General features: G+C 62.1%; 28 protein-coding genes. 12 read left to right on the top strand and 16 right to left on the bottom strand.

Going from position 1 to position 26,935, the window contains the following annotated elements; all coding sequences use genetic code 11:
* The first annotated feature begins 25 nt into the window (after positions 1-25).
* Genes ASD75_RS02595 through ASD75_RS02575 form a run of 5 tightly spaced genes read left to right on the top strand, consistent with a single transcriptional unit; the run spans position 26 to position 3,668 of the window.
* Positions 26-559: a chalcone isomerase family protein gene (locus ASD75_RS02595; protein WP_056743224.1), complete on the top strand. Its 534-nt coding sequence runs from the start codon at positions 26-28 to the stop codon at positions 557-559.
* Positions 556-1,857 (top strand): MFS transporter, encoded by a 1,302-nt coding sequence (locus tag ASD75_RS02590; RefSeq protein WP_056742859.1) that lies wholly within the window; start codon positions 556-558, stop codon positions 1,855-1,857. The genes ASD75_RS02595 and ASD75_RS02590 overlap by 4 nt, the downstream gene beginning before the upstream one ends.
* Before the next feature lie 25 nt (positions 1,858-1,882).
* Complete coding sequence (locus tag ASD75_RS02585; protein ID WP_056742857.1) at positions 1,883-2,425, top strand: DUF3833 domain-containing protein; 543 nt, start codon at positions 1,883-1,885, stop codon at positions 2,423-2,425.
* Positions 2,422-3,204, top strand: coding sequence for an SDR family oxidoreductase (locus ASD75_RS02580; protein WP_056742855.1), 783 nt, complete (start codon positions 2,422-2,424; stop codon positions 3,202-3,204). The genes ASD75_RS02585 and ASD75_RS02580 overlap by 4 nt, the downstream gene beginning before the upstream one ends.
* An 8-nt stretch (positions 3,205-3,212) precedes the next feature.
* Positions 3,213-3,668: a nuclear transport factor 2 family protein gene (locus ASD75_RS02575; RefSeq protein WP_056742853.1), complete on the top strand. Its 456-nt coding sequence runs from the start codon at positions 3,213-3,215 to the stop codon at positions 3,666-3,668.
* A 182-nt stretch (positions 3,669-3,850) separates the two neighbouring features.
* On the opposite strand, the gene ASD75_RS02570 is transcribed toward ASD75_RS02575, so the two are convergent.
* The 8 genes from ASD75_RS02570 to ASD75_RS02535 all read right to left on the bottom strand — a co-directional run bounded on the left by ASD75_RS02570 (position 3,851) and on the right by ASD75_RS02535 (position 11,314).
* Positions 3,851-4,756: a sugar phosphate isomerase/epimerase gene (locus ASD75_RS02570; RefSeq protein WP_056742851.1), complete on the bottom strand. Its 906-nt coding sequence runs from the start codon at positions 4,754-4,756 to the stop codon at positions 3,851-3,853.
* A 16-nt stretch (positions 4,757-4,772) separates the two neighbouring features.
* Positions 4,773-5,672 (bottom strand): VOC family protein, encoded by a 900-nt coding sequence (locus ASD75_RS02565; protein ID WP_056743221.1) that lies wholly within the window; start codon positions 5,670-5,672, stop codon positions 4,773-4,775.
* A gap of 37 nt (positions 5,673-5,709) precedes the next feature.
* Positions 5,710-6,618, bottom strand: a complete 909-nt coding sequence (locus tag ASD75_RS02560) for a shikimate dehydrogenase (RefSeq protein WP_082564857.1) — start codon at positions 6,616-6,618, stop codon at positions 5,710-5,712.
* An 81-nt stretch (positions 6,619-6,699) separates the two neighbouring features.
* Positions 6,700-7,704, bottom strand: a complete 1,005-nt coding sequence (locus tag ASD75_RS02555) for a TRAP transporter substrate-binding protein (protein ID WP_056056573.1) — start codon at positions 7,702-7,704, stop codon at positions 6,700-6,702.
* Positions 7,705-7,759: 55 nt separating this feature from the next.
* Positions 7,760-9,040, bottom strand: a complete 1,281-nt coding sequence (locus ASD75_RS02550; protein WP_056742849.1) for a TRAP transporter large permease — start codon at positions 9,038-9,040, stop codon at positions 7,760-7,762.
* A 27-nt stretch (positions 9,041-9,067) separates the two neighbouring features.
* Positions 9,068-9,652, bottom strand: coding sequence for a TRAP transporter small permease (locus ASD75_RS02545; protein ID WP_056742847.1), 585 nt, complete (start codon positions 9,650-9,652; stop codon positions 9,068-9,070).
* A gap of 224 nt (positions 9,653-9,876) precedes the next feature.
* Positions 9,877-10,593, bottom strand: a complete 717-nt coding sequence (locus ASD75_RS02540; protein ID WP_056056579.1) for a TetR/AcrR family transcriptional regulator — start codon at positions 10,591-10,593, stop codon at positions 9,877-9,879.
* A 106-nt stretch (positions 10,594-10,699) separates the two neighbouring features.
* A complete protein-coding gene (locus tag ASD75_RS02535; protein WP_056742845.1) occupies positions 10,700-11,314 on the bottom strand; it encodes a glutathione S-transferase N-terminal domain-containing protein in 615 nt (204 codons plus the stop codon).
* A gap of 132 nt (positions 11,315-11,446) precedes the next feature.
* Between ASD75_RS02535 and purB the strand changes: the two genes are divergently transcribed.
* From purB to ASD75_RS02520, 3 genes are read left to right on the top strand one after another with little or no spacing between them, the layout of a single operon-like run.
* Complete coding sequence (purB, locus tag ASD75_RS02530; protein WP_056742843.1) at positions 11,447-12,826, top strand: adenylosuccinate lyase; 1,380 nt, start codon at positions 11,447-11,449, stop codon at positions 12,824-12,826.
* 45 nt (positions 12,827-12,871) lie between these two features.
* Positions 12,872-14,566, top strand: a complete 1,695-nt coding sequence (locus tag ASD75_RS02525; RefSeq protein ID WP_156400930.1) for a hypothetical protein — start codon at positions 12,872-12,874, stop codon at positions 14,564-14,566.
* Between the two features lie 2 nt (positions 14,567-14,568).
* The gene (locus ASD75_RS02520) at positions 14,569-15,129 is read left to right on the top strand and encodes a YaeQ family protein (RefSeq protein WP_056742839.1); all 561 of its coding nucleotides are present in this window, start codon (positions 14,569-14,571) and stop codon (positions 15,127-15,129) included.
* Between the two features lie 84 nt (positions 15,130-15,213).
* On the opposite strand, the gene ASD75_RS02515 is transcribed toward ASD75_RS02520, so the two are convergent.
* Complete coding sequence (locus ASD75_RS02515) at positions 15,214-15,519, bottom strand: hypothetical protein (protein WP_056743217.1); 306 nt, start codon at positions 15,517-15,519, stop codon at positions 15,214-15,216.
* A 47-nt stretch (positions 15,520-15,566) separates the two neighbouring features.
* Positions 15,567-16,013 carry a DUF3717 domain-containing protein gene (locus ASD75_RS02510; protein ID WP_056742838.1) on the bottom strand — a complete coding sequence of 149 codons (447 nt, stop codon included), beginning with the start codon at positions 16,011-16,013 and terminating at the stop codon, positions 15,567-15,569.
* A 525-nt stretch (positions 16,014-16,538) separates the two neighbouring features.
* Between ASD75_RS02510 and ASD75_RS02505 the strand changes: the two genes are divergently transcribed.
* The 3 genes from ASD75_RS02505 to ASD75_RS02495 all read left to right on the top strand — a co-directional run bounded on the left by ASD75_RS02505 (position 16,539) and on the right by ASD75_RS02495 (position 18,265).
* Complete coding sequence (locus ASD75_RS02505) at positions 16,539-17,294, top strand: TerC family protein (protein ID WP_056056589.1); 756 nt, start codon at positions 16,539-16,541, stop codon at positions 17,292-17,294.
* An 86-nt stretch (positions 17,295-17,380) separates the two neighbouring features.
* Positions 17,381-17,839: a hypothetical protein gene (locus ASD75_RS02500; RefSeq protein ID WP_056742835.1), complete on the top strand. Its 459-nt coding sequence runs from the start codon at positions 17,381-17,383 to the stop codon at positions 17,837-17,839.
* A 72-nt stretch (positions 17,840-17,911) separates the two neighbouring features.
* Complete coding sequence (locus tag ASD75_RS02495) at positions 17,912-18,265, top strand: phage holin family protein (protein WP_056056593.1); 354 nt, start codon at positions 17,912-17,914, stop codon at positions 18,263-18,265.
* Here ASD75_RS02495 and ASD75_RS02490 read toward each other — a convergent pair.
* Positions 18,233-19,717 (bottom strand): M48 family metalloprotease, encoded by a 1,485-nt coding sequence (locus ASD75_RS02490; protein WP_056742833.1) that lies wholly within the window; start codon positions 19,715-19,717, stop codon positions 18,233-18,235. The genes ASD75_RS02495 and ASD75_RS02490 overlap by 33 nt on opposite strands.
* Positions 19,718-19,782: 65 nt before the next feature.
* Positions 19,783-20,541: a TfpX/TfpZ family type IV pilin accessory protein gene (gene tfpZ / locus ASD75_RS02485; protein WP_056742831.1), complete on the bottom strand. Its 759-nt coding sequence runs from the start codon at positions 20,539-20,541 to the stop codon at positions 19,783-19,785.
* 65 nt (positions 20,542-20,606) lie between these two features.
* Here tfpZ and moaC point away from each other — a divergent pair, with 65 nt between their 5' ends.
* Positions 20,607-21,095: a cyclic pyranopterin monophosphate synthase MoaC gene (moaC, locus tag ASD75_RS02480; RefSeq protein ID WP_056742829.1), complete on the top strand. Its 489-nt coding sequence runs from the start codon at positions 20,607-20,609 to the stop codon at positions 21,093-21,095.
* 109 nt (positions 21,096-21,204) lie between these two features.
* Here moaC and ASD75_RS02475 read toward each other — a convergent pair whose 3' ends face one another.
* The 4 genes from ASD75_RS02475 to ASD75_RS02460 form a co-directional block, all read right to left on the bottom strand.
* A complete protein-coding gene (locus ASD75_RS02475) occupies positions 21,205-22,941 on the bottom strand; it encodes a PglL family O-oligosaccharyltransferase (RefSeq protein ID WP_056742827.1) in 1,737 nt (578 codons plus the stop codon).
* 101 nt (positions 22,942-23,042) lie between these two features.
* Complete coding sequence (locus tag ASD75_RS02470) at positions 23,043-23,540, bottom strand: pilin (RefSeq protein WP_056742825.1); 498 nt, start codon at positions 23,538-23,540, stop codon at positions 23,043-23,045.
* Between the two features lie 320 nt (positions 23,541-23,860).
* Entirely contained in the window at positions 23,861-24,649 is a 789-nt protein-coding gene (locus ASD75_RS02465) for an MBL fold metallo-hydrolase (protein ID WP_056742823.1), read from the bottom strand.
* 10 nt (positions 24,650-24,659) lie between these two features.
* On the bottom strand, positions 24,660-26,924 hold the full coding sequence (locus ASD75_RS02460) for a CHASE2 domain-containing protein (RefSeq protein WP_056742821.1): 2,265 nt from the start codon (positions 26,922-26,924) through the stop codon (positions 24,660-24,662).
* Positions 26,925-26,935: the final 11 nt, after the last annotated feature.

Below are 26,935 nucleotides of genomic sequence, written 5' to 3'. Positions count from 1 at the left end.
TACCGCAATATTCACTAGCGCATTGATGGCTTTTGGCCCTCAAACCGCGCTGGCGCAGGTTGCAGAGGCCAGCGCAGCCGCCGCAGCACCGCTGTCGGGGGCCCACCTGGTGGGCCAGGGCGTGCTGCGGTTTCTGGGGTTTGAGATCTACCGTGCGCGGCTGTGGGTGCAGCCCGGCTTTGATGCCGACAACTACGCCGCCCACCCCCTGGCGCTGGAGCTGACTTACCACCGCGATTTTTCGGCCGAGGCCATTACCAAGCGCTCCATCGAAGAGATGCGCCGCGTGGGCAGCTTCACGCCGCAGCAGGCCACGCGCTGGCAGCAGGCGCTGGCCGCGGCCTTGCCGGATGTGAAGGCGGGCGACCGGCTGCTGGGCCTGTACCAGCCCGGCGCGGGCGCCGTGTTCAAGATGGGCGGGCGTGTGGTGGGCGAGGTGCCCGACGCCGAGTTCTCGCGCCTGTTCTTCGGCATCTGGCTGTCGCCACAGACCTCCGAACCCGGACTGCGGCAAGAGCTGATCGCGGCCACCCGCACTGCGGGACAAGGGCAGCAATGACCTCCGCCACGCCCATTCGCGCCGGCCAAGGCCTGGCCTATGGGCTGCTGGGCCTGCCGCTGGCTTTTGTGGCGCTGCCGCTGTATGTGCTGCTGCCCAACCACTACGCTCGCGAGTTCGGCATGCCGCTGGCCACGCTGGGCTCGGTGCTGCTGGCGGCGCGCTTGTTCGATGCGGTGTCCGACCCGCTGCTGGGGCGTCTGTCCGACTACCTGTTTGGTCGCTCGGTGCGCGCCGTGCTGGCGGTGGGGGCTGTGTCTGCCATGGTGCTGGCACTGGGTCTGACCAGCCTATTCTTTCCGCTGGTGCGCGGGGCCGATGCGCTGATTGCGTGGGCGCTGGTGGCACTGCTCATCACCTACACGGCCTACAGCCAGCTGGGCATTGCGCACCAATCCTGGGGCGCGCGCCTGGGTGGGGACGAGCTGCAGCGCGGACGCATCGTGGCCTGGCGCGAGGGCGCTGCATTGGTGGGCGTGGTGCTGGCCTCGGTGCTGCCCGCGCTGCTGGGCCTGCCGGTGATGCTCAGTGTGTTTGCCATCACCCTGCTGCTGGGCTGGTGGGCCTGGACCAGAGCCCCGCGCCCCGCAGCCTATGCGGGTGGCACAGTAGCAGGGGTGTACCGCCCGCCCCAACGCGCCAGCCTGTGGCGGCCCTGGGGGCGGCCCGCCTTCCGCCGACTGCTGGCCGTGTTCATGCTCAACGGCATTGCCAGTGCCATCCCGGCCACACTGGTGCTGTTCTTCATCCAGGACCGCCTGCAGGCCCCGCCCGCGCAGGAGCCCATGTTCCTCGCGGCCTATTTTGTCTGTGCGGCGCTGTCCATACCGCTGTGGCTGCGTGCTGTGGCGCGCTGGGGCCTGGCGCGCACCTGGCTGGCGGGCATGCTGCTGGCGATTGCCGTGTTTGTGTGGACTGCGTTTTTGGGCGCGGGTGATGTGGTGCCGTTCCTCGTCGTTTGTGCGCTGTCGGGCATCGCACTGGGCACCGACCTGGCCCTGCCCAGCGCCCTGCTGGCGGGCGTGATCGCGGCCGAGGGCGACAGCGGCCGGCACGAGGGCGCGTACTTCGGCTGGTGGAACTTTGCCACCAAGCTCAACCTGGCCCTGGCAGCAGGCCTGGCGCTGCCCCTGCTGGGCTGGCTGGGCTACACGCCGGGCACGCGCAGCGAAGACGGCTTGCAGACACTGGGCCTGGCCTACGCCGTGCTGCCCTGCGCGCTCAAGCTGGCGGCAGCAGCAGCGCTGTACGTCCTTTTTCTGCGGCACCCACGCGGTGCGGCGATGGCTGGAACCTGACACCCATACCCCCAAGGCACAACCCATGATGCAAAGACGCCTCCTCCTCTCCGCCGCTGTGGCTGCGCCCGTGGCGCTGTCCGGCTGCGCCAGCCAGAACCTGGATGGCTACGCCACCGAGAAACCGGTGCTGGACCTGGCCCAGTACTTCAACGGCAAGATCGACGCCTACGGCATCTTTCAGGACCGCAGCGGCCAGATCGTCAAACGCTTCACCGTCGTCATGGACTGCACATGGAAAGGCAACGAGGGCGTGCTCGACGAAGCCTTCACCTACTCCGACGGCACCACGCAGCGCCGCATCTGGCGGCTGACGAAGCATGCCGACGGTCGTTACACCGGCACCGCCGACGATGTGGTGGGCACGGCCAACGGCCAGACGCGCGGCAACGCCTTCCGCTGGAACTACACGCTGGCCCTGCCGGTGGATGGCAAGGTCTACAACGTGGACCTGGACGACTGGATGTACCTCATCGACGACCGGGTGATGCTCAACCGCGCCACCATGACCAAGTTCGGCGTGCGCCTGGGCGAGATCACGCTGTCCTTCACCAAACGCGCACCATGAGCCTCAACCCTCCCTTGCGCGACTGGCAGGGCCGCCGTGCCTGGCTCATCGGGGCCAGCAGTGGCATTGGCCGGGCCACCGCAGCCGCGCTGCATGCGCGCGGTGCGCAGGTCATCGTGTCGGCGCGCAGCGGTGATGCACTGAACGCCTTTGTCGTGCAGCACCCCGGCAGCATGGCGCTGGTTTTCGACACCGCCGAACCGGCACAGGTGCAGGCGGCCGCAGCGCAGGTGCTCGCGGGAGGGGCGCCCGACCTGGTGTGCTACTGCGCGGGCTACTACCGCGACATGCGCGCCACCGACTTCGATCTGGCCGTGATGTTGCGCCATGAGCAGATCAACTACAACGGCGTGCTGCACGTGCTGGCCGCCGTGTTGCCCGCCATGCTGGCCGCAGCGGAGGCCGGGCGCCCAGGCCACGTGAGCCTGATCAGCAGCGTGGCAGGCTTTCGCGGCCTGCCCAAGAGCCTGGCCTATGGGCCCACCAAGGCGGCCCTCATCAACCTGGCCGAGGCGCTGTACCTGGACCTGCACGACCTGGGCATGGGCGTGAGCGTGATCAACCCTGGTTTTGTGGCCACGCCACTCACGGCGGGCAACGACTTCACCATGCCGGCCCTCATCTCACCCGAAGCAGCAGCGGCGGCCATCGTGCAGGGCTGGGAGCGGGGGCATTTCGACATCCACTTCCCCAAGCGTTTCACACGCGTGATGAAGCTGCTGCGGCTGTTGCCGTACCGTTGGTACTTCCCCGCCGTTCGCCGCTTCACAGGACTTTGACTTTTGCGATGCAGCCCCCGAACACACCCCCATCCACCGAAGAAGCCGTCACGCGCGTTGTCGCGTTCTTTGAAAACCTCTCGCCTGCCGACATAGCGGCCATTGGCCAGTTCTACGCACCACAGGCGCGCTTCAAGGACCCCTTCAACGAGGTGCAGGGCGTGCCTGCCATCCAGGCCATTTTTGCCCACATGTTCGAGGCGCTGGAGCAGCCGCGTTTTGTGGTCACCGGCCGGGTGGTGCAGGGCACGCAGTGCTTATTGACCTGGGACTTCCTGTTCGCGTTCAAGGACTTTCACAAGGGCGTGACGCAGACCGTGCGTGGTGCCTCGCACCTGGTGCTGGACGAACAGGGTCGGGTGACGCTGCACCGCGACTACTGGGATGCGGCCGAAGAGCTGTACGAAAAGCTGCCCGTGGTAGGCGCACTGATGCGCTGGCTCAAAAAGCGCGCCAACAGCTAAGGATCCTCCGCACGCATCGAGCGGTAAGTGGGCGCTGCGGATCGGGATGGTCTGCTAGGCGCAAAACGCAGCACTAGCTGTCGCTATTGCGAGGTGTTGCAACACCGCAGGCTGCCCGGGACCGCAGATGCACACGGCGCGGCGATTCGTGCACAGGGTCCCCGGGGGCCTGTTCACCCTCTTCACCCCACTGCCCGGATGCGCGAATGCCCGGGCAAGGGCACTGCGCGTTGCAACACGCCTTCGGCCAGCCACAGCGCACTGTTCCACGCCCGTTGCGCCACATAGGGCAGAGGCAGCTGCTGGTAGTCGTCGTTGAAGACCTCGAAGCTGTAATCGCCCTGGTAGCCCATGCCGTCCAGCGTGCGTACCAGTTCGGCCAGCGCCTTGCTGTGCACGCCTTCGCCAGGGAACACGCGAAAGTGCCGTGCGGTCTCGATGCGCTCTTGCACTGTGCGCGTTTCCTGCCACATGAAGTCGGACAGCTGCACGAGGTAGATCTTGGCGGGGTCCACGTCCTCCAGCGCCGCGAGCGGCGTGCTGGTGGCGAACTGGTGGTACGAATCAATGGCCAGCCCGAGGTTGGGGCAATCGGCCTGTTCCACGGCGGCCCAGGCCTGGTGCACCTCGTTGATGTGGCGGCCCCAGGAGAGGCCCTCAAACGCCACGCGGATGCCATGGGGCAGCGCCAGCAGGGCCAGCTTGCGCAGGTCGCGCGCAATCGCATCGGCGTCAGACGTGGCGTGCGAAGACGTGGAGCTGCAGGCCAGCAGCACGGGCGCGCCCAGGTCGCGCGCCATCAGGATCATCTGCTTGGCGATGTCCACCTTGTAGCTGTGCAGGTGGCCGGACAGACCCTCGAAGTCGCGCAGCACCTGGAAGCCCGTCACCCGCAGGCCGCTGCTGCGCACGGCATGCACGGCGGCCTCGATGCCCTCGGGGTGGCCCACGATGTCGCGTGCGGCCAGCATGATCTGGCCAAATCCGGCGGCCTTGACGGCGGCGAGCTTGGCCTCCAGCGGGCCGGCCAGGCTGATGGTGTCCATGCCAAAGTCGGCGACGTTGCGTTGCATGGTGGATGTGCGCATGGGGCAGTCTCCAGGCTCAGCGTGCGTCCAGCACCAGTTCGAAGCTGGGAGCTCCGGCATCTGCGCGGGTGAGGGCGCCGCGCGTGCCCGTGTGCACGCCGGTGGGGGACTCGACGAAGTCCACACCGCGCTCGCGCAGCGCTTGCACCGTGGCCAGCACGTCGGGCGCGCCAAAGGCCACGCGTTGCAGCAACTCTTCGGGGTCGGCTTCCAGCGCATCGACCAGCGGTTCGATGAGCTGCCAGTGCAGCGTGCCACAGGGACTGGCCAGGATGCGGCCGTGGGTGAGCACGCCAAACGACTGGTCCGGTGCCAGCTCGGCGAAGCCAAACAGTTCCCTGTAGAAGTGGATCCAGTCCTCCGCACGGCCCAGGCCGATGTACTGCACCACGCCAAACAGGTGCAGGCCCTGCAGCGCAGGCGGGCGCTGGTTGACGGTGGGGATGGGCACAAAGTCCACGTCGTAGATGGAGAACTCCTTCCAGCGGTCGACAAAGTAGATGCGGCTGGCACCCACCCCGTGGATGGCGGGGATGTTCAGCTCCATCACCTCGACCTCGGTGTGCACGGCCCAGGCGCCCAGTTCCAGCACCCGGCGGTAGGCCGCGGCCGCATTGCCCACGCGAAAAGCAATGGCGGCGAGTACCGGCGCTTCGGTGAGCGCGGGCGGGGCGTGCACGCCGGTGAGCTCGTTGTCCTGGTGGGCGTTGACAATGATGTTCATGTCGCCCTGGCGGTACAGCAGCACCTCGCGCGAGCGGTGGCGCGCCACGGGCTGAAAGCCCATGCGCTCCAGCGCCTGGCCCAGCGCCTGCGGACGGCTGGTGGCGTATTCGATGAACTCCACGCCCTGCAGGCCCAGGGGGTTGGGCAGTTCGCCCAGCGTTTCGCGGGCGGCCATCATCGGGGTGCTCATGGTGTCGGCTCCTTGAGGGTTGCGGCGGGCAGTGGCATCAGCGCGTGCTGACCAGGCGGCGGAAATGCGCATCCATGCGCGCCGCATCGGGCGCCTCGCCGGTGAACAGTTCGAACGCGCCCACGGCCTGGCCCACAGCCATGCCACCGCCGTCGGATACCCGGCAGCCCAGCGCGCGTGCGGCCTGTACCAGGGCGGTGTCGAGCGGGAAATACACCACTTCGGACACCCACATCGGGGGCCGCAGCAGGGCCACATCGAGTGGCAGGCCGGGCAGTTTGTCCATGCCCGTGGGCGTGGCGTGGATCAGGCCTGTGGCCTGCGCCATGGCCGATTGGATGTCGGAGGCTTCGGCCCGGACGCCGTACAGAGCATTCACGTCGGCTGCCAGTTGAGCCGCACGCTCGGGCTGCGCATCGACGATGCTCAGGTGCTCGGCGCCCAGCCGCAGCACGGCGTGTGCAATCGCAGCGCCGGCACCGCCCGCGCCGAGCAGCACCACGCGGCTCAGGTCGGCGCCAGGCAGTGCGCGGGTAAAGCCCCAGGCCCAGCCCGATCCGTCGGTGTTGTGGCCCACGAGTTTTCCGCCCTGGATGACCACGGTGTTCACGGCGCCCATGGCGCGCGCTTCTTCAGACAGGCTGTCGAGGTGCGGAATCACCGCCTGCTTGCAGGGGTAGGTCACGTTGCAGCCCGCGTAGCCCATGATGCGCGCCGCCGATAACAGCGTGGGCAGATGCTCCGCCGAGGAAGCAGAGCGGTCCAGGTCGATGAGCTGGTAGTGCAGGCGCATGCCGTGATGGCGCGCTTCTTCTTCGTGCAGCGCGGGCGACAGCGATTTCTGGATGCCGGCACCGATCAGTCCGATCAGCACCTTGCGGGGGCTTGTGGATGGCATGGCGGACGTGGGTGTGGTGACCGGGGGATCAAGCAGCTGGATGCTCATGGGGCGGGCGGGATACGGGGTGAATGCACGGCCGGGCGTGGCGGGGCCACTGGCAGCCGTGCAGGGAGGGCAGCGTGGGGCTTACTTGCCGCCGCGCAGCTTGGCCAGCGTGGCGTAGACCTCTTTCACCGTCTCTGCGCCCACTTTTTCGCTGTGCTTTTCGACCACGGGTTTCACCTTGGCGCGCAGCTTGTCCAGCTCGGCAGGCGAGAACTCGGACACCTGCATGCCGGCCTTCTTGAGGTCTTCCAGCGCCACATTGGCCTGCACGCGCGACACACCGCGCTGGAAGGTGGTGGCCTCGGCCATGGCATCGGTCAGCGCCTTCTGGTCAGCAGGGTTCAGGCTGTCCCAGAACTTCTTGCTCACGATCACGGCCTGGGGGTTGTACATGTGGCGCGTCACGGTCAGGTACTTCTGCACCTCCGCAAACTTGGACGACAGGATGGTGGAGAACGGGTTCTCCTGGCCGTCCACGGCCTTTTGCTCCATGGCCGTATACAGCTCGGGGAAGGGCATGGGCACGGCATTGGCGCCCAGCGCGTTGAACATGTCGATGTAGATGGGCGACTGGATCACGCGGATCTTGAGGCCTGCAATGTCTTCAGCCTTGGTGATGGGGCGCTTGCTGTTGGTGAGGTTGCGAAAGCCCAGCTCCCAATAACCCAGGCCCACCAGGTTCTTGGCCTGCAGCTTGTCGAGCAGCTTCTTGCCGAAGGGACCATCCGTCACGGCATCGGCCTCTTGGGGCGTAGCGAACAGGAAGGGGAAGTCGTAGATGCCGAATTCCTTGGCCTGGGCCGACAGAATGCCCGCGTTGAGCACCGTCATCTCCACCGTGCCACCTTGCAGCGCCGACACGGTCTGCAGGTCGCCGCCCAGCGTGCCGCCGGGGAAGAGCTTGACGGCAATGCGGCCGTTGGTCTTGGCCGCCACCAGGTCGGCAAACTTTTGCGCGCCCTGGGCTTGCGGGTGGTCCTTCTGGTTCTGGAAGGCGAACTTGATGGTGCGCTCCTGCGCGTGCGCAGCGGGCAGCAGCGATGCGGCGACGAGGGCCGTGGCAAGCAGGGTCTTGAGCAGATTCATGGGATGGTCTCCTTGGGTTTTGGGCAGGCAGAAACGGTACGTGCTGGAGGGCTGGTCAGCCACCCAACAGGCGCAGGGGCACGGTGACGATGGACGGGAAGAGCACCAGCAGGAACATGACGATGAACTGCGCCACCATGAACGGCATGACGCCCCGGGTGACCTGCGACATGGAAATGCGGCCCACCCCGGCCACCACGTTGAGCACGGTGCCCACGGGCGGCGTGATGAGGCCAATGGCGTTGTTGATGATGAACAGCACGCCGAAGTACACCGGGTCAATGCCCGCCGCCTTGACCACCGGCATCAGCACGGGTGTGAGGATGAGGATGGTCGGCGTCATGTCCATCGCTGTACCCACCACCATGACCAGCACCATGATCGCAATCAGCAACAGCGTCTGGTTGCCCATGAAGGGCTCCAGCATGCCGATGACCGCAGAGGGAAGATCGGCCACGGTGATGAGCCAGGCCGACACCATGGCAGCTGCCACCAGGAACATGACCACGGCACTGGTGCGTGCGGAAGTCTGGAAGATCTCCACCAGCTGGCGCAGGGTCAGCTCGCGGTACACGACCATCGCGACAAACAACGAGTACACGGCGGCCACCACAGCAGCCTCGGTGGGTGTGAACACGCCCATCCGCAGACCCACCAGGATGATGATGGGCAGGCCCAGGGCCCACACGGCTTCGCGCAGCGCCAGCAGCAGCTCGGCGCGCGTTGCGCGCTTTGGCGGCGCCACGTTCTCGCGCCGCACCAGCCACCACCACGTCACAGCCAGCGAGAGCCCCAGCAGCACGCCAGGAACAATGCCCGCCAGGAACAGCTTGCTGATGGACACGTTGGCGGCCACGCCAAAGATCACAAAGCCGATCGAGGGCGGTATCACTGGCGCGATGATCCCGGCGGAGGCAATCAAGCCCGCCGAACGCTCCTTGTTGTGGCCCGCAGCCACCATCATGGGCAGCAGCAGCGACGCGAGTGCCGCCGCATCCGCCACGGCCGAGCCCGACACTGCCGCCAGGATCACGGCCGCCATGATGGCCACGTAGCCCAGCCCGCCGGGGACATGGCCCACCACGGTGAGCGCCAGCTTCACGATGCGCTTGGACAACCCCCCCACATTCATGATCTCGCCCGCCAACATGAAGAAGGGCACGGCCAGCAGCGGGAAGCTGTCCGCGCCGTTGATCACGTTCTGCGCGAGGATTTGCGCATCGAACAGGTCGAGATGCCACATCAGCGCCACACCGCAGAGGAGCAGCGCGAAAGCGATGGGGACGCCGATCGCCATGGCGAGCAGCAGGGAACCCAGGAAGATGGTGACGGTCATGGTGCGCGTTCCAGTGCAAATGAGGGGTCAGCGACGGGGGCCTGCAGGGGGAGTGCTGGCACTGGCGTCTTCCGTGCGGTGTTGCAGTGCCGCGAGTTCTTCGCTTTCCTGCACCATGACCAGCTCATGCTCGCCCATTGGCACAAAGAGCGTGCGCAGCAGATCGCGGACCAGAATGGCAATGGCTGATGCGCCCATGAGCACGCCGCTGGCATAGAAGATGCCTACGGACGCCCCGGTCACCGGCGCTTCGGTGTCGGCATTGATCAGCATCTGGGCCCAGCTGCCTTTGAGCAGCAGCCAGGAGACATACAGCATCGAGATCTGTGCGAGAACCAGGCAGACCTTCTTGCCCACAGCGGGCAGGCGGGACACCAGGACATCGGTGCCCAGGTGCCCATGCTCTCGCAAAGCCACCACGGCCCCCATGAAGGTCAGCCACACAAACAGCCATCGCGACAGCTCTTCGGACACCGTGATGCCCGAGTTCACCGTGTAGCGCAGCACCACGTTGCCAAACACCAGCACCACCATGATGGCCAGACACAGGCCGGAAAGCATGTCGAGTGCGCGGGTGTATCGCCCGAGCCAGCGGTCGGCCAGTGCAAGCATGGTGTCTCCAGTCGTTATCAGTTAGTGGATTTAATTTTGTACGAACTGGTTAGTATTTGATCTAGGTGCAAACCCTGCTCGCGAACAGCGATAGGGCAGTGCTGGGTGGCGCGGCGTGGAGCCGCGATGGATGGGTCAACCACGCCCGGCGAAGAGCGTCCTCCGGCTCATGGCCCTGAAGAACAGCGGGGTGCCAGGCGCGCAGCGCGCCGGGGGGATTCGATTCAGGGCCGCAGAAAGCGCACGATCATTTCAATGATCGATTCACGGCGTTGCGCCGTGGCGGCAGGCGTATCCAGCGAGCGCTTGAAGATCGCGCCAAAGGTGTGGCGGTTGGCCACGTTGAAAAAGCACAGCGCCGAGATCGACATGTGCAGATCGACAGGGTCCACATCCGGACGAAAAACCCCCGCTGCCACGCCGCGCTGGTACACATCGCGCACGGCATGGATGACTGGGATGTTCAGTTCCTGGATGGTGGTGGACTGGGTGATGTACTCGCCCCGGTGCATGTTCTCGTTCATCACCAGGCGGATGAAGTCGGGATTGGCGAGCTGGTAGTCCACCGTGAAACCGACCAGGGTGCGCAGGGCCTGCTCGGGCGCCAGGTCTTCGAGGTGCAGCTCGGACTCAATGCGCCGGATGCGGCGGTAGGCGTCTTCCAGCACCGCCACATACAGACCTTCCTTGCTACCAAAGTAGTAGTAGATCATGCGCTTGCTGGTGCTGGTCAGTGCCGCGATCTCGTCGATGCGGGCCCCGGCCAGGCCCTTGTCGGCAAACTCTGCCGTGGCCACCTGCAGGATGTTGGCCATGGTGCGGTCTGGGTCGTTCACGCGCACCCGGTCGGCGCCCGGCGTGGCAGCGGCCTCGCGCGCGGCGCGCTGGCGGGTCGCCCTGGTACCAGCGGTGGGGGGTGGGTTTTGAACCATTTCGTTCATACGCCCGGGAGCATACGGCAAGCAGGGGACCGGAACTGCACAAAGACCCGCGGCACTCTGCGGGAGGACGGGCTTGCCGGAGCCTTTCAGCAGCCGAGTGACGGGGTCAGGCGGGCTTGGTGTCCGCGAAACTCGGGCGCTGCATCAGCTTGTCGAGCAGCTTGCCCAGGTTGGGGTACTCGCTGCGCCAGGCGATCTCGGGAAAGCGGAACTCCAGCCAACCCAGAGCGCAACCCACGGCGATGTCCGACAGGCTCAGGTGGATGCCACTGCAATAGGGCTTGTCGCCCAGGCCCTGGCTCATGGACTTGAGGCCATCGTTCACCTTGAGCAGTTGGCGGTCGATCCAGGCCTGGCTGCGTTCGCTGTCCTTGCGGTGAACCCAGGTGGCTTCCAGGCGGGCCAGGATGCCGGCATCCATCACGCCGTCGGCCAGGGCCTCCCAGGTTTTGACTTCAGCGCGCTCGCGGCCCTGGGAAGGGATGAGCTTGCCCACGGGCGACAGGGTGTCGAGATATTCGACGATGACGCGCGAATCAAACACGGCCTCGCCGCCTTCCATCACCAGACAGGGCACCTTGCCCAGGGGGTTAGATGCGGAGATATGGGTGTCGTCTGCCCAGACGTTTTCTTGCACGAACTGGTAGTCGAGCTTTTTCTCAGCCATCACGATACGTACCTTGCGCACGTAGGGGCTGGCGGTGGCTCCGATCAATTTCATGGTGTGTCTTCCAGTGCGCGGGGAATGCTGAACAATTCGGGTTTGATTCTATCGACAGCGACCCGGCATGAGGCCGACTGATGCGCCGCCCCCACAAACCCCGCCGACCCGCCCCGCCTACAATCGTGCGCCATGAGCCTGTCCACCATCACCGCCCTGTCGCCGCTTGACGGCCGTTACGCCCCCAAACTTGCCGCCCTTCGCCCGATCATGAGCGAGCACGGCTACATGCACCGCCGCGTGCAAGTGGAAGTGGCGTGGTTCATTGCCTTGTCGGATGCAGGGTTTGCAGAGTTCAAGCCCCTCACCACCGGAGCGCGCGCTTACTTGCTGGGCCTGGTCAAGAACTTCTCCGAGGCCGATGCTGCAGCCATCAAGGAGATCGAGAAGACCACCAACCACGACGTGAAGGCGGTCGAATACTGGATCAAGAGCAAGTTCGAGGCACGCCCCGAGCTGGAAAAAGCCTCCGAGTTCGTGCACTTTGCCTGCACCAGCGAAGACATCAACAACACCAGCCACGCCCTGCAGCTGCGCTCGGGTCGCGACCAGGTGGTGCTGCCAGGGCTGGACCGCATCGTGCTCAAGCTGCGCGAAATGGCACACGCCTTTGCCGAAGTGCCCATGCTCAGCCGCACCCACGGCCAGACGGCAAGCCCCACCACCGTGGGCAAGGAAATGGCCAACGTGGTGATGCGCCTGCAAACCGCCTGCGACCGCATCGCCAGCGTCAAGATCATGGGCAAGATGAACGGTGCAGTGGGCAACTACAACGCCCACCTGTCTGCCTGGCCCGACTTTGACTGGGAAGCCTTTAGCAAGAAGGTCATCGAGACACCCGAGCCTCTGGGCCTGGGCCTGACTTTCCAGCCGTACAGCATCCAGATCGAGCCCCATGACTACATGGCCGAGCTGTTCGATGCCGTCGCCCGTGCCAACACCATCCTGATCGACCTCTCGCGCGACATTTGGGGTTACGTGAGCCTGGGCTACTTCAAGCAGCGCCTCAAGGCGGGCGAAATCGGCTCGTCCACCATGCCGCACAAAGTCAACCCCATCGACTTCGAGAACGCCGAAGGCAACCTGGGCCTGGCCAACGCGCTGCTCAAGCACCTGTCCGAAAAGCTGCCCATCAGCCGCTGGCAGCGTGACCTGACCGACAGCACCGTGCTGCGCAACATGGGCGTGGCCCTGGGCTACGCCACGCTGGCCTATGCCTCGTTGCTCACGGGCCTGAACAAACTCGAAATCAACGAAGAAGCCCTGGCCGAAGACCTGGACGCGTCCTGGGAAGTGCTAGCTGAACCCATCCAGACGGTGATGCGCCGCTTTGGAGTGCAGGGCGCCTACGAAAAGCTCAAGGAAGTGACCCGGGGCAAGACCGTGACGGCCGAGGCCCTGCATGGCTTGATCGCCTCGCTGGAGATCCCGCAGGCAGAAAAAGACCGCTTGCTGACGATGACGCCCGGCAGCTATGTGGGCAAGGCGGCCGAGTTGGCGCGTCGGGTGTAGCGCTACCTCCATGCGGCAGAGCGGTACACCCAAGAGAGCACCTGGATGACAGCGCCTTTCATTCGAGGGCGCTGGTCAAAGGAATCATTGTTTGCTCTGCTTGTTTTTGTCGTAGTTTCGGCAGTCGCGGCGGCGCTGTACGGCCCATACCTGGAAAATCCGTTTGTTTTTGACGACGGAAATCTCTTCTTCACCTCCCGTCTGACGACCGCGGCGGTTGAGCCCTGGGAGCTGCTTACTCGGTCGTTGCCGTACTTCACCCTGGGTTGGGTCCAAACACAATGGGGCACCATGGAAGCGCATCGGCTTATCAGCCTGGTGCTGCACGTTTTGGTCGCCTGGCAACTTTATCAATTGCTCAAGCAGATGCTCATTCTGGAGGGGCGCCGAAGCGAGCCGGCTGCCATAGCCCGTGAGCAGGCCTGCGCCATTGCAGCATTGCTGGCCGTTGTGTTTGTGGTGCATCCAGTGGCTGTCTATGCGGCGGGCTACCTGATACAGCGCACTACCGTCATGGCCGCGCTGTTCTCGCTGATCAGCTTGCGCTATTTGCTGATGGCCCTGCAGGAAGGTAGCCATGTCAGGGCGCTGCGTGCGGCGCTGATGTCATCTTTGGCCATGCTGTGTAAGGAACATTCAGTGACTGTGCCATTTGCAGCCTTGTCACTCGTTTTGCTGCTGGATCGGGTGGATCGACGAACGGTACAGGTCTGCTCCACGTTCATTTGCGCGAATTTGCCAGCCGTTGCCTTGGTGTTCAGCGTGGGGATGGGATTCGTTGGCCAGCCTTACGAACCCAGACTGAGCGATCTGAGAGGTGAAATCTACGGCCTGCCTGCATTCCAGGGCCGTGGTGATCGGTGGCTATTTTCGGCCTACACGCAGGCCCAGCTGTACTACCAATACTGGCTGCAGTGGCTGCTCCCCTCCACCACCAGAATGTCTGCAGACTTGAGGGTCGATTTTCTTCAACCCTGGACTTCCGTTCACGCTTTGCTGCAACTTGGTCTGTTTGTGGCGGTACCTTCTGTGGTGGCAGGCCTTTCGCTGCGGACAGGCAAGCACCGTTTGTTCGCTTTTGGTCTCGCATTCAGCGCTTTGCTGTTTCTGGTTGAGTTCAGCCTTGTGCGCTTTCAGGAGCCGTACGTGCTCTACCGCAGTTATATCTGGGCCATTGGGTATGCTGCGACGGTCGCCGCTTTGGCACGACACCTTCCGTGGCGTATGACACTTGCACTGGGCGTGCTGGTGATCCCTCTGTTGTTTGTACAGTCGCAAGACCGGCTGGAGAGCTTTTCTTCACGGGCCGCTCTTTGGGAAGACGCCGCAGCCAAACTCCCGAAACCTGAAGTAGCAGGAGCGAGCCGGATCTTCTTCAACCGGGGCAACGAGCGCTTCCAGAAGGGCAACGTTGAGGGAGCACTGTCAGATATCAGCAAGGCCATCGAACTGAGCCCCGAGAACTCCAGTTTCTACCTCGCTCGCGCAACGACGCTTACCCGCACAGGCCGCCCCCAAGAAGCACTTTCCGATCTGGAAACCGCCGAGCGGATAACGCCCCACGACGAACCGCGAATTTGGTTTGAAAGATTTCGCGCGCTTTATGCCTTGCAACGCCCTGACGCGGAGGATGCGCTGCAAACTGCCGCACGCCTGGGCAGTTTTTCGGCCCGATATGTCATTGAAAAACGTCGAAGCAATGGGGCTGACGTAGAAGTACAAATTGAAGGAACCCGCTGAGAATGGCGATCAAATCCACAATATTCAAAGCGAACCTTGCGATCGCCGACATCGACCACGGCTACTACGCCGACCATGCGCTCACCCTGGCACGCCACCCCAGCGAAACCGACGAGCGCATGATGGTGCGGCTGGCAGCCCTGGCCATTCAGGCGCACCAGCTCAATGACCTGTGCAATGGCGACGCCACACTCGCGTTCGGCGCAGGGCTGTCGGACCCGGATGACCCAGATGCATCGCTGACGGACTTTACCGGCCGCAAACGCGTGTGGATCGAAGTAGGGCAGCCGGAAGACAAGCCGCTGACGAAAGCCTGCAGCAAGGCTGACTCGGTAATCGTGTACTGCTTCAACCACGCGGCCGAGATCTGGTGGAAGGGCATTGAAACCAAGCTTTCGCGGCTGGACAAGCTGCAGGTCTGGCGCATTCCGACCGAGGCGTCGCAAGCGCTGGCACAGCTGGCCGAGCGCAGCATGCAGCTGCAGGCCACAGTGCAGGAAGGATCCATCACCCTCAGCAGCACACAAGGCAGCGTGCATGTGGAGCCTGTGCGCTGGAAGTGAGGCATTTCGGACCGAAATGCCTGATGGCGCCGGTTCTATTTGCCTAAGCAGCTATTAAATACATAGCAATTAGCCGCGCGAATCTCAATCGCGCGGCATGAGCGTTCCGCAATGCCAGCACTGCTCGAACCCGCCTTCCACGATCTCGCCGCAGCGGCAGGCCCAGTGGCGCTGCGGCAGGTCTTGTAGTTGTTGCAGCAAGGCCTGGGCACGCGTGGCGTGCTCGTCGTGGTCCAGCCAGATTTCGGGCAGGCACTGGTCGGGCGGCAAGTGCCCAGCGGCGGCGGCCAGGTACTGGCGCTGCACTGAGGCTGCCATGCCCGCCTCACACAGCAGGTCTGCCCACAGGGTGGCGATCGCAATGTTCGGGGCTTGGGTCAGGCGCAGCATGGCAACACCATAGCGGTTTGCCGGGCCTGCGTACAGCCCATCGCCCATCAACCCGCCCCGCCGTTGGCAGCCCCCGGCAAGGTCACGCCCTCTGCTGCACGCTCTGCGTACCGGTTGAAACGCCAGGCCGAGTGCTCCAGCGTGATGCGGCGCCACACCCCCCGCTTTTCCGCCGGAGTGAACGATGGCCAGAACTGCACCTCGTCGAACGTGCGCCCACAGCCCTTGCACAGGTCGTCGCCCTGACTGGTGGAGCAAATCGCGATGCAGGGCGTGTCGGGCGTCGTGTCATACCAGGTCTGCCATGCGGCCATCGCTGCCGACGGCAGCTTGTCTTCATCGATCTCTGTGGCGCGCCCATAGACCATCAGCGCATAGACCTCTCCCAGGGCCTGCACCTCAGGCGCCAGGCCCAGACCGTCGGGTGATGCGGGGGCACGGTGGCGCCAGTGATTGATGGCAGCTTCGATGTCGGTGATGTGGATGGCAGCCATGAAAACGGGGCAAGAGGCGCGCGAGCGCAGGGGCACAAGAGGGGCTGGATGATAGCGGCCCGCCACGAGGGATGCTGACAGTGGTGGTATCCGCCGTCTTCCCCCAGGCGAGACCTTTCACCCTGCCCGCACCCTGGGGTGTACGCAGTAACCACAACACCCCGGCCCTTGCGCTGCCTCGCCGGGAATGTTCCAATCGCTGTCTCGAAGGGGAGTAGCTCCCGTCTTGCCAGCCCACCCACCATCATCCGGGTGTGAGCAGCGCAAGGCATCGGATTTGTCGTCAATACGAAGCCATGCTTCCGGCAGTCCGGGTTCGCACACAGCCAGCCTGTGTGGAACTGAGCAAGACCTTTGATGGGCCCACCGTGGGCTGATCAAGGCCGTCTCTTCGCTTGCCATGTCTCCCCTGTCTGGGGCAAGCCTTCCTTGACCAGGTCACCGTAAGCCCCCTATCCCTGCGGGGGACTCGGCGCTACAGTGGCGCCAGGATCCTCGTTTCGCGCCACTGACATTGAGGAATTTATGGACTTTTTGGCTTCGCCCGAATTCTGGCTCGCACTCGGCCAGATCATCATCATCGACATCCTGCTGGGTGGTGACAACGCCGTGGTCATTGCCCTGGCCTGCCGCAAACTGCCCCCCGCACAACGCACCAAGGGCATCATCTGGGGCACTGCGGGCGCCATCGTGCTGCGCGTGATCCTGATCGCCTTTGCGATGACCCTGCTGGCGCTGCCCTTCCTCAAGTTTGTGGGCGCGCTGCTGCTGGTGTGGATCGGTGTGAAGCTGCTGGCTCCCGATGAAGAGGGCCATGGCGACGTGCAAGGCAGCGACAAGCTACTGGCTGCCATCAAGACCATCATCGTGGCCGACCTGGTCATGAGCGTGGACAACGTGATCGCTATCGCCGGCGCAGCCCAGAACGCAGGTGACCATTCGTTCCTGCTGGTGGTGCTGGGTTTGCTGATCTCTATCCCGATCATCGTCTGGGGGAGTCAGCTGGTCATCAAGCTCATGGAGCGGTTTCCCCTCATCATCACGCTGGGTGGCATGCTGCTGGGCTGGATTGCCGGCGGCATGCTGGTCACCGACCCAGCCCTCGCCAACCCTGACAAGTGGCAGTGGATGCTCAAGATGCCCGTCGATAGCGTGAGCGGCGAAGTCACCGATGTCGTGAAGTACGGGGCCAGTGTGGCCGGTGCGCTGCTGGTTTTGCTGGCTGGGAAGATCATCCTGGCTCGCCGTGCCAGTGCCGGCTCGGCACCGGCCGGGCACTGACCGCTTCACGCGGATTGCATTGCATCTGAGGCGGCGCAGGGGGCCATACCGCTCCCCTGTGGCCAGCCTCACACCTGGAGGTGGGTATGGACAGAGTCATCGTGTATGTGGACGACGCAGCGTACGCACAACAAGTGCTGGCACCCCTGTGTGGGCGCCCAGCCAGCGCACACACCCATTGGGTGCTGGTAGCGTGTGCGCCACGCATGACCCACCGCGTCAGCAAATGGGTGAGCCACAGCACCCGCGAGAACTGGCGTACCAAGTGGGCGGACAAGCTGTTCGCACAAATTGTTCCGACACTGCATACCCCCTCGGGGGCTGTAACCACCGTGGTGGCCAAGGGCCCGTTGGCCGAGCTCACGGCTCAGCTTCAAGCAGATGCCGGCGGCATGGTGACAGCACCCGTGGTGGACGCGCGTCGGCCCAAGTCCGAGCCTGTGCAGCCCGCTGGCCGCGTGGACGGGCGCTGGTCGTCACTGTCGGGCACGCTAGGCAGCGTGCTCACCGGCTTTGGTGTGTTGTGGGTGCTGGCGCTCGAATAGGCCGGTAGGTGTGTGGGCCGGCAAGCCACATCCAGCGATTGCAGTACAGCAGGCCAGTGCTATTCTCCGGCCATGCGACTTCTTCTGAAATGGCTGCTCAGCGCTGCATCGCTGCTGTTTGTGGCTTACATCTACAGCGGTGTGGAAGTGAAAAGCTTCACCTCGGCGCTGATCGCGGCCTTCGTGATCGGCCTGTTCAATGTGGTGCTGCGACCGGTGCTGGTCGTACTCACTTTACCCGTCACCATCGTTACGGTCGGGCTGTTTCTCTTCGTCATCAACGCACTCATGTTCTGGGCAGCGGCAAGCGTGCTGGACGGCTTCCACGTCGCCGGTTTTGGCGCTGCGCTGCTGGGTTCGCTGATCTACTCGGTGCTGGGCCTGGTCATCGAATCAGCGCTCGGCGGCCTGTTCGCGAAGAAGTGACTCCATCGCACGCAGACGCGTGTCGATGATGGAGGCCTCGATATGGTCCACCGCCGCACCGCCTCGGCGAGCCATATCCTGGCCGGCCTTGAACCGGTCTACAGCGGCGGCATAGTCATAGCGCGCAGCATGCGCTTCTGCCTCGGCACGAATCGCCCTGAGCGCCTGGCCTTGTGCTTGCCAGGTGGACGCCAGTAGTTGCCATACAGTCGCATCCTTGGGGTGGGTTGCCACCCAGGTTTGCAAGGCTTGCGTGGCGTCAGCAGGTCGGTTGGCGCGCAACAGGGCTTGGGTACGCAGCAAAAGTTCTGGCCTGCGTGCGTTGTTGCCATCTGGAATGGACGGCAGGGCCGCAGATGCATCGCCAGCTGCCAATTCGGTCTCTGCCACCAACAGGCGCGCTAGGCGATGCGCAGCGGCGTCCTGCCGCACCAAGTCGTCCAGTTGGCGCGCGATCAGACGCGCATTTGCCGCATCACGCAACTGGCTGCTTGCCAACGCCGCCGCATACAGCGCGGCGGCCCGTCGTGGCAGCGGCTGCGACTGAAACGCGGAGCCCTTGGGCTCCGCGATCCACTGGCGCAAGGTATCCACTCCGGGGTTAGACAGCACACGCGCCCGCGCAGCCACCATGGCGTGTTCGCTGGAAGCCTGCATTGCTGCGCCCGGCGCAGATGCTGCACCCGGAGGGATGCGCGACTGCATGTCTGCCATGCGCTCCGTGGTCAGCGGGTGGCTGCGCAAATAGGGCCACGACCCATTGTCATTGAGTCGATTAGCTTGCTGCAGTTTTTCAAACATGCTCACAAACCCTTGGGGCGCAAAACCCGCGGGGGCCATCAGCCCGTAGCCAATGCGGTCCGCCTCACGCTCCATGTCCCGCGAGAAATTGAGCTGATTCTGAATGGCCAAGGCTTGGCCTCCCACGACCAGGGCCTGCGTGGCGCCCGGGTTCTTGCTGGCCGCAAGTGCACCCAGCACCATGGCCCCCAGCAGCAAGGGCGTCTGCTTGCTCTGCTGCGTGATCAGTCGCGAGATGTGACGCTGGGTCACATGGCTCAGCTCGTGCGCCAGTACCGAGGCCAGTTCATCGCGCGTGGCCACCACACCGATCAACCCCAGATGCACCCCGAGGTACCCACCGGGCAAAGCGAAAGCATTCACCGTGTGATCGCGTCCCAGCAGGATTTCCCAGGCAAAGCGTTCGTCCAGCTCGATGCTAAGTTCACCGCGTGTCTTGGCCGCTGAAAGGAGAGGCTGCCAGATTCCCTGCACATAGTCGGCCACGACCGGGTCATCAACGTAGTCTGGGTCGCGGTACAACTCGCGGATGATGCGGTCGCCCAAGCGGCGCTCGGCGCTGGTAGTGAGGTCGCTGGTGTCGCCGAGGGTAGGGAGGTAGGATTGGGCATCAACATGCACAAATCCCGTCACCAAATACACCCCTAGCATGAAGGTGGCAGCGCCCAGTTTCCTTGAGAGATTGGTCCGAACGTTGTCAAACATGCGGCTGAGATTCAGAAGGAGTCGATTGGCATGAACGCCAGTGGTTGCGCTGTGGTGGCGTCTAGAAGCACTGTCCAAACCTTATCCCGGCTGACCAGCGGCAGGTAGCGAAGCTGGTGGATCGGCCGGCCTGCATCTTGAAGGGCCATGTTGATCGAAGCTGCTTGGCTGGCAAATCTCACCAGTAATTCAGACGCCGGTCTCGCCTCACGCAGAATGTTTGCCCGGCTGTCTTCGTAAGCTTGCCAAAGATCACTCCTAGCCGCCAACGGTACACCGCCAATGGCCGACATCGTTGCATCAAACTGTTCAGATGCGTCCTTGAATGGGCGCAGCGCAATCGGTGTCGGCCCCCTCAAAGGCAGCGACCGAAGCGCGACAGGAGCTTGATCCAGTAGACTGGCATCTACATCAACCGCGTGAACCACAGTCATTCGGGTGTACTCGAACACCATATGTACAGGCCTGGCTGCGAAAACAGTCCACAGGCCATAGCCCAGGGCTACTAGCTGCAGCAACGCCACAACCGTAAAGTCCATAACCAGCTCTTTGCGCGGCTTAGCACGATTGAAGATGACGAGGGTGAGAAGCGGTCCCATCACAACGTCCACCCCCACCATCAGCACAAAAAGCGTACGGCCACCAGATATCTCTCGATAAGGATACGGATACCACAAGCCAAGTACCAGCAGTGCTGCCAGCAAAGCAACGCTCAAACTGATACCCAAATGAATTCCACCAGCGCGCAGGCGCCCCTTCCAATGGTGCATGGTCGTATGATGCTTTCGCTTATTCAATGTTCCACGGTTACTGCTTGTCATCTCATTTTTACCGCATGTCTGCCCTAACCCACTTTGATGCTCAAGGCCAGGCCCATATGGTCGACGTGGCCACCAAGCCCGCTACCCATCGCATTGCAATTGCATTTGGTCGTATTGCCATGCAGCCAGAGACCCTCGCACTGGTGCAGGCGGGCACAGCCAAGAAAGGTGATGTCTTGGGAATAGCTCGGATCGCTGGCATTCAGGGCGCCAAGAAAACCAGCGATCTGATTCCGCTGTGCCATCCGTTGGCGTTGACACGCATCACTATTGAGTTTGAAGCATCAGATATTTCCAAGATTGGCGCTCATGGCATTTTTTGCACCGCAACGGTGGAGACAGTGGGCCCTACTGGCGTCGAAATGGAAGCCCTCACAGCCGTACAGATTGCGCTGCTGACCATCTACGATATGTGCAAGGCGGTGGACCGTGGCATGTCGATCCATGACGTGCGCGTGCTTGAAAAGCATGGTGGCAAGTCAGGAAGCTTTGTAGCCAGCTGACATGCCGCAATTTGCGCCATAGGGAACAGTCTAGAGACACATACCAATATGTAGCGTGCTTCCACGCGGGGGCAGATCTCGCTACCCGCGTAGCAGCAGTCAGCACACTTCACTGTATTGCGCCAGCGTCAGGGAAAGCAATCTGCAGTAGTTGGGGGTAGCGGTTTTTTGCTAGGTCGTTCCACTCTTTTTGGGCACTTATGCATACACTGCGCGGCTGCATCGAGCATAGTTTTTGCAGTGTAGTGACTGCCCCCTCTGAGCGGTGATTGAGTGCTTGAGCGAGAGCATATTTAAACATCGGCGCGGCATAAGCAAATCGCTCCGAGCTACGGCGCATGGCTTCCAATGCCTGGTCGGTCATGTCAGACCGAGCCTCACTGCGAGAAAATCGCAGGAATTCTTGAATGCTGGTCAGGACTAGAGCGGCGGGAGGCTCTGTCATCTCCCGGCTTCCAATCCTCGCCTCTTGGTAGCGCATCAGACTCCAATCTGACTCAAGTGGGAAGTATTCAATGGCAACAGAGACTGCCAACCCAGCAGTAAAAGTGCCCGTAACGATCAATGCCCATCTTGCGAAGCGCCTCTTTGGACCTGCCGAGTTAAAGCGCGACGGAACTCCTTGTGCAATAGACAGTGCCCCCATAAAGAAACCAACAGGTAGCAAAAAATACGCATAGCTCAAGGGGTATTCGACCATGGCATGACTAAACACAAACCCAACACCCACAAGCGTCACCCACCTCATGGGATCGTTACAAGCTCTTGCTTGATGCACCAACCAGCATGCGAGCCCAGCAATCACCAGAACAGCAATCGGCAACCCGTTCCACAGTGCAAGATCAAGAAACAAGTTGTGGGAGCTTTCAAGCACAAGGTGGGTCGGCGCATGATTCAGAGTACCCGCGATTTGGGCGAGACTTATTTGCCCCCATCCGTAACCAAACCAGGGGGCTCGGCTGACAGCATCCAACATGGACCACCATATGACCCGGCGGATGCCCGGAGTGCCCATACGTTCCACGGCCGTATTGATGCCCGCTGTATTCAGCAGCAATATCTCATCCAACATTGGCCACAACCAAGTTATCACGAAGTAGAAAGCCACGCCAAAGATCACGGCCACCGGCTTAGTCCGTAAGTGGCACCGCTTGCGCATCAACGCATATGCGGGCAGAAACCAGAGAAGCGCTAACAGCACAGAGCGTGAGCCGGTCATGACCAATGCCCACAACAGTAGAAAAAGCGCAGCCATCGCGTAAAGCCTGCGCAATCGGCCAGCCTCCCAAAGATAGACAAGACCTGCGATCCCCAGAAGCAGAAGTGTCGCCAATTGATTCGGCTGGGCAAGATTACCAAATGGACGGCTTTCTGGTGGAATTTCTGCAATGTAAATACCCCGATAAGTCGGGATAAGCCATTGGTGGAATGCAAGGCCTGCAGAAAGAAGCGCGGCGAATAGCATTGCTATCCATATCACTTCGACCGGTGATTGGAACGAACGTCGACCCGGCAGTGGAGTGAATGCCCCTTGCGCACCTGCGTGGGCAGACAATGCAAAACCCATGAGATAGAGGCAGGACATCCAGCCATCGGTGGCGAAGTACAGTTGCCCACTGGCAACTTGCAGCAGAGGAACCAAGGCCAACAGGACGGCGCCATAGGTAATCGCTGGAACCTCCGAGGCCCGGGTACTCGCCCACGCCAACAAGGGAGCGAATGCAATGGCTGCCACCAACTCCTGATGAAAGCTCAACCACGGGGAATAGTGGTTCGGTAGCAGGTACGCAAGACACAGTGCCACCCCGGTCCATAGGAGCAATTTTTCTTTCACCAGAGTCATCATCCCAGAAATGAATGCCGCAATAAGAAAAGCGGTGCGCCCATAGGCACACCGCTTTGTCAGAAGGACGTCTGCCCTATGGGACGACTTTTACAACCCAACCATTAACCGCGGCAAGAGCCCGGCAAGTACTTGGCAGGCATGGGCGCACCACCAGCAGGTCCACAAACCCACTTGTAAACCACCTTGTTCGTATCACCGTTAGCAATAGCCGTCGTTTCAGTCAAATACGGAGTCATAACAATCGTCTTGCTGGCTGCTTCTTTGAGACTCACATCATCAGACGATGTAATTGTCACAGCGCCCGCATTATTTGTTTTGATAGACTGGACGTACTTCGTCACCTTGCTTGCTGCAGTATTTGCAGTATTTTGCTCGCAACCCCAAGTGTCGGCAGCAGGAAGTACATTACTAGAAATAGTCTGAATAGTTTCGGTAATGCTAGTGCGGCAGGCAGAGCCTGCCAGAATGACTTCAGACACCTTGGCGCGGATGGTGTAGTCCTGGTACGCAGGCAGAGCCACGGCGGCCAAGATACCGATGATTGCCACAACGATCATCAATTCGATCAGGGTAAAACCCTTTTGCAGAGTGCGCTTCATGAAAAACTCCTAGGAAAGTTGCAAATGCGCTGTTGCTATGCAATCGCCGTGCCTACACGCTGGAACAAGTCACAATCACTTCAAGCAGCTACTTAGAACATCCAAGCGGCAGAAAACGCCCGCCTCGGCCAATCACCAAACCATAAGTCAAGCGTCTTTTCGCGCACTCACCTAAAAAAAGACCCCATTCATAGCAACCTCGGCGACTCCAGCTAGCGATATCGAGCACCGGGGTAAGTTCCTCCAAAGCCACCGACCTCCGCAGTCCTTAGAAATTACATTTTTGTCGATCAGTATTGTCACAATCGTCTAAGCAATATTCAAACCTCGATCATCTGGCCTGCAACCAACCAACGAACGTCATGCGGGCGGTGCGGAATGCCAATAGTGCAGTCGAGTTGCGTTATCTCGTCCATGATGAGCGATGTCTCCGAAGGCTTCGTGTGCGTGATGTAAACGGGATAGCGCTCCGTGCCCGGGATGAGCGCCAGTTCCTGCGCCAGAGTCTCGGGCGAGAGATGCATGCTGCGGCGAGCCAGATCACGTTCGCGGTTGCTGAAGGCGGTTTCGATTACCAGGCAAGCTACCGGCAGCGCATTGATGCGGTTCCAGAACGCAGGATTGCGCTCTGTATCACCACTGAACACCCACCAACCGGTGTCGCCCTGCACTGCAAAGCCTACGGCGGGTACGGCGTGGTGGGCGGATAGCACCTCAATTTGGGTGCCAGCTATGCTCAGCACATCGCCGGTGACTAAGGTTCGATACTGCAAAAACGGGGATGCGGTAGAAGGTATGGCGCTGAAATCTGGCCAGATAACGTTGTTGAACACATGCGTCTGCAACGCCGCGATGGTGGCAGCCAGGGCGTGTACCCGAACCGGGTGACGGCGCTGTGACGACACCGCGTCGAGCATCAGGGGCAGCGCGGCGATGTGGTCCAGGTGGGAGTGGGTCAGCAACACATGGTCAATCTTGGCCATCTCTTCCAGCGTGAGGTCGCCCACGCCAGTGCCAGCATCGAGCAAGATGCTGTCACCAATCAAGAACGATGTCGTGCGACAGTCCTTGGCGATAGCGCCGGAGCACCCCAGCACGCGAACCTTCATGTCAAGCCTTCTACTTGGTGTCGAAATTGGTGGCGCTATCCCAATCCGGGTTGAAAGGCAAATTACGCAGGCCTTCGACCCGTGCCGCATACAACTCGTACAGGATGCAGTGAGATTTAAGGCCTCGCAACTGCCCCATCAGTTTGTCGCATTGTGCCCATTCTTGTGCTGCGTAGGCACGCAGAAAACCCTCCCACACAGCCAGTTCTTCAGCGAGATCGGTGGGTAGCTGCCCCCGGTGTGCGAGGGGCTGGTAAATCGGCACTGCCTGGGCCTTGCCTTTGACACGCACGCGGTCCATGGCCTGCCATACAAACTGAGGGGCGAGCTGCATGGCAGATTCGCTCACCACGATCGAAGTACCGTAGTGCTTGGACAGCCCCTCCAGGCGGGAGCCAAGGTTGACGGCATCGCCGATGACCGTATAGCTGCGCCGGATGTCAGAGCCCATGTCACCCACGCACATAACCCCGGTGTTGAGCCCAATGCCCACCCCGATCTCGGGCAAACCGCGCTGGCGATGATTGGCGTTGATTTGGCCAATAGCCTGTGACATTTCCAGGGCCGCAGCCACTGCCAGTTGGGCATGATCCGGCGTGACCACTGGAGCCCCCCAAAAAGCCATGACGCAGTCGCCCATGTATTTGTCGATGGTGCCGCGGTGGCTGCGGATGATATGGGTGAGCTTGCTAAATACTTCATTCAACAACCCTTGCAGCTGCAAAGGCTCCATCCGCTCGGACATGGCGGTAAAGCCGCGCATGTCGCAGAACATCACCGTCAGCTCCCGGTTGGTGGCCTGCATGCTGTAGTGCTCCGGCTGCTTGACCATTTCGGCCACCAGCTCTGGAGGCACATAGGCGCTGAACAGCGCTGCGAGTTCGCGCTTGGACCGGCTTTCCACAAAATAACCGTAGGCCATGTTGAGCGCAAAGGCCAGCATGGACATCACCACCGCCGTAGCCAGCGGCAACGCCAACCCCTGCGCGATGTACATCCAAAGGTTCAGCCCCACGAGCGCAGAAACCACGCCAGCGCTCAGCAAGACCGCTGACGATGCAGACAAGAGCGGCAATGCCACCGCCAAAAGTAGCCCTGCGCAGAGGAGCTGCAGCACATCGAACCCAGCGGCGTAGTCGGGCCGGACGATGCTTTTGCCATCCAGAAATGCCGACAACACGTTGGCATGGGTTTCTACGCCAGGGTAAGTTCTGCCCACTGGCGTCACACGCAAATCGAGCAAGCCAGGCGCGGTGGACCCGACCAGCACCAATTGATCCTTGAGCTGGCCCGGTGGGAGCACGCCATCCAGAACGTCCGACGCTGAGATGTACCGAAAGGAGCCCCCTTTGGCATCTCCCGGTCCCCGATAAGGAATGAGGGTGGCCAGTTGCTGGTCTACAGGGAGTGCCAGCGTGCGACCGTCCTGGAGCAACACGATGCTTTGCAGCAAATCATGCGTCCCAACGGGTGTGGGGTTCACAAAGCCCGGATGGATTTCTGGCAACCCGATGGCTGTGCGGAACATGGCCAGCGCCAGCGACTCGTAATACTGCCCTTGGTACTCGGCCAACAATGGCAAGGAGCGAACGACCCCGTCCTCGTCCGTGATGGAGTTGAAGAACCCCGCAGCAGGCGCTGCGCGGGTCAATGCCTCGATATTGCTGCTATAGCCGCGCCAAGTGGTTGCTCCCAGCGGCAGGCCCCGTAAGCGCTCCAACGGGAGAGCAGGGTCCGGCAGCATGCCTTTCATGATGCCATCGCGGTCTTCGCCCGACAGGTAATAACCCAGCACCACGGGCTGCCCACGCAAGGACTGCGCAAAAAGCGCGTCATAGTCCAGCGACGGTGCCAGTCTTTTCAGTTGCTCCTGGAAGGCCGGCTGACTGCGCAAAGGGCCTTGGGCCAGCTCTTGCAACGTAGAGAGACCTGAACTCTCGTCGGCCTCGGCAAACAGAACGTCAAACCCGATGACCGACACTTGCTGGCGCTCAAACAGTTCACGCACCAGCGCGGCCATTTTGTCCCTGCGCCAGGGCCATTGGCCCACACGCCCCAGACTTTTCTCGTCGATGTCGACAATGACGATGCGCTCGTCCAGCGTTCGAGGCATGGTCACCCGCAGGCGGGTGTCGTAGATGATGTTGTCCAGTCTCTCCAACACCTGCAAGTGGAGCACGTCGGCCACATGCAGCAACGCAAAAACCAGCGGTATCAGCGTGACTGCGATGCGTTGCCAGCGTCGGAGGAACAGCTGCGACAAGGACTGCAACATAGGTCCACGCG

Source organism: Acidovorax sp. Root568 (assembly GCF_001427445.1).
GTDB classification, from domain to species: domain Bacteria; phylum Pseudomonadota; class Gammaproteobacteria; order Burkholderiales; family Burkholderiaceae_C; genus Acidovorax; species Acidovorax delafieldii.
The sequence above is the reverse complement of the archived record's forward strand: the minus strand, read 5'-3'. Positions and strand labels throughout refer to the sequence as shown.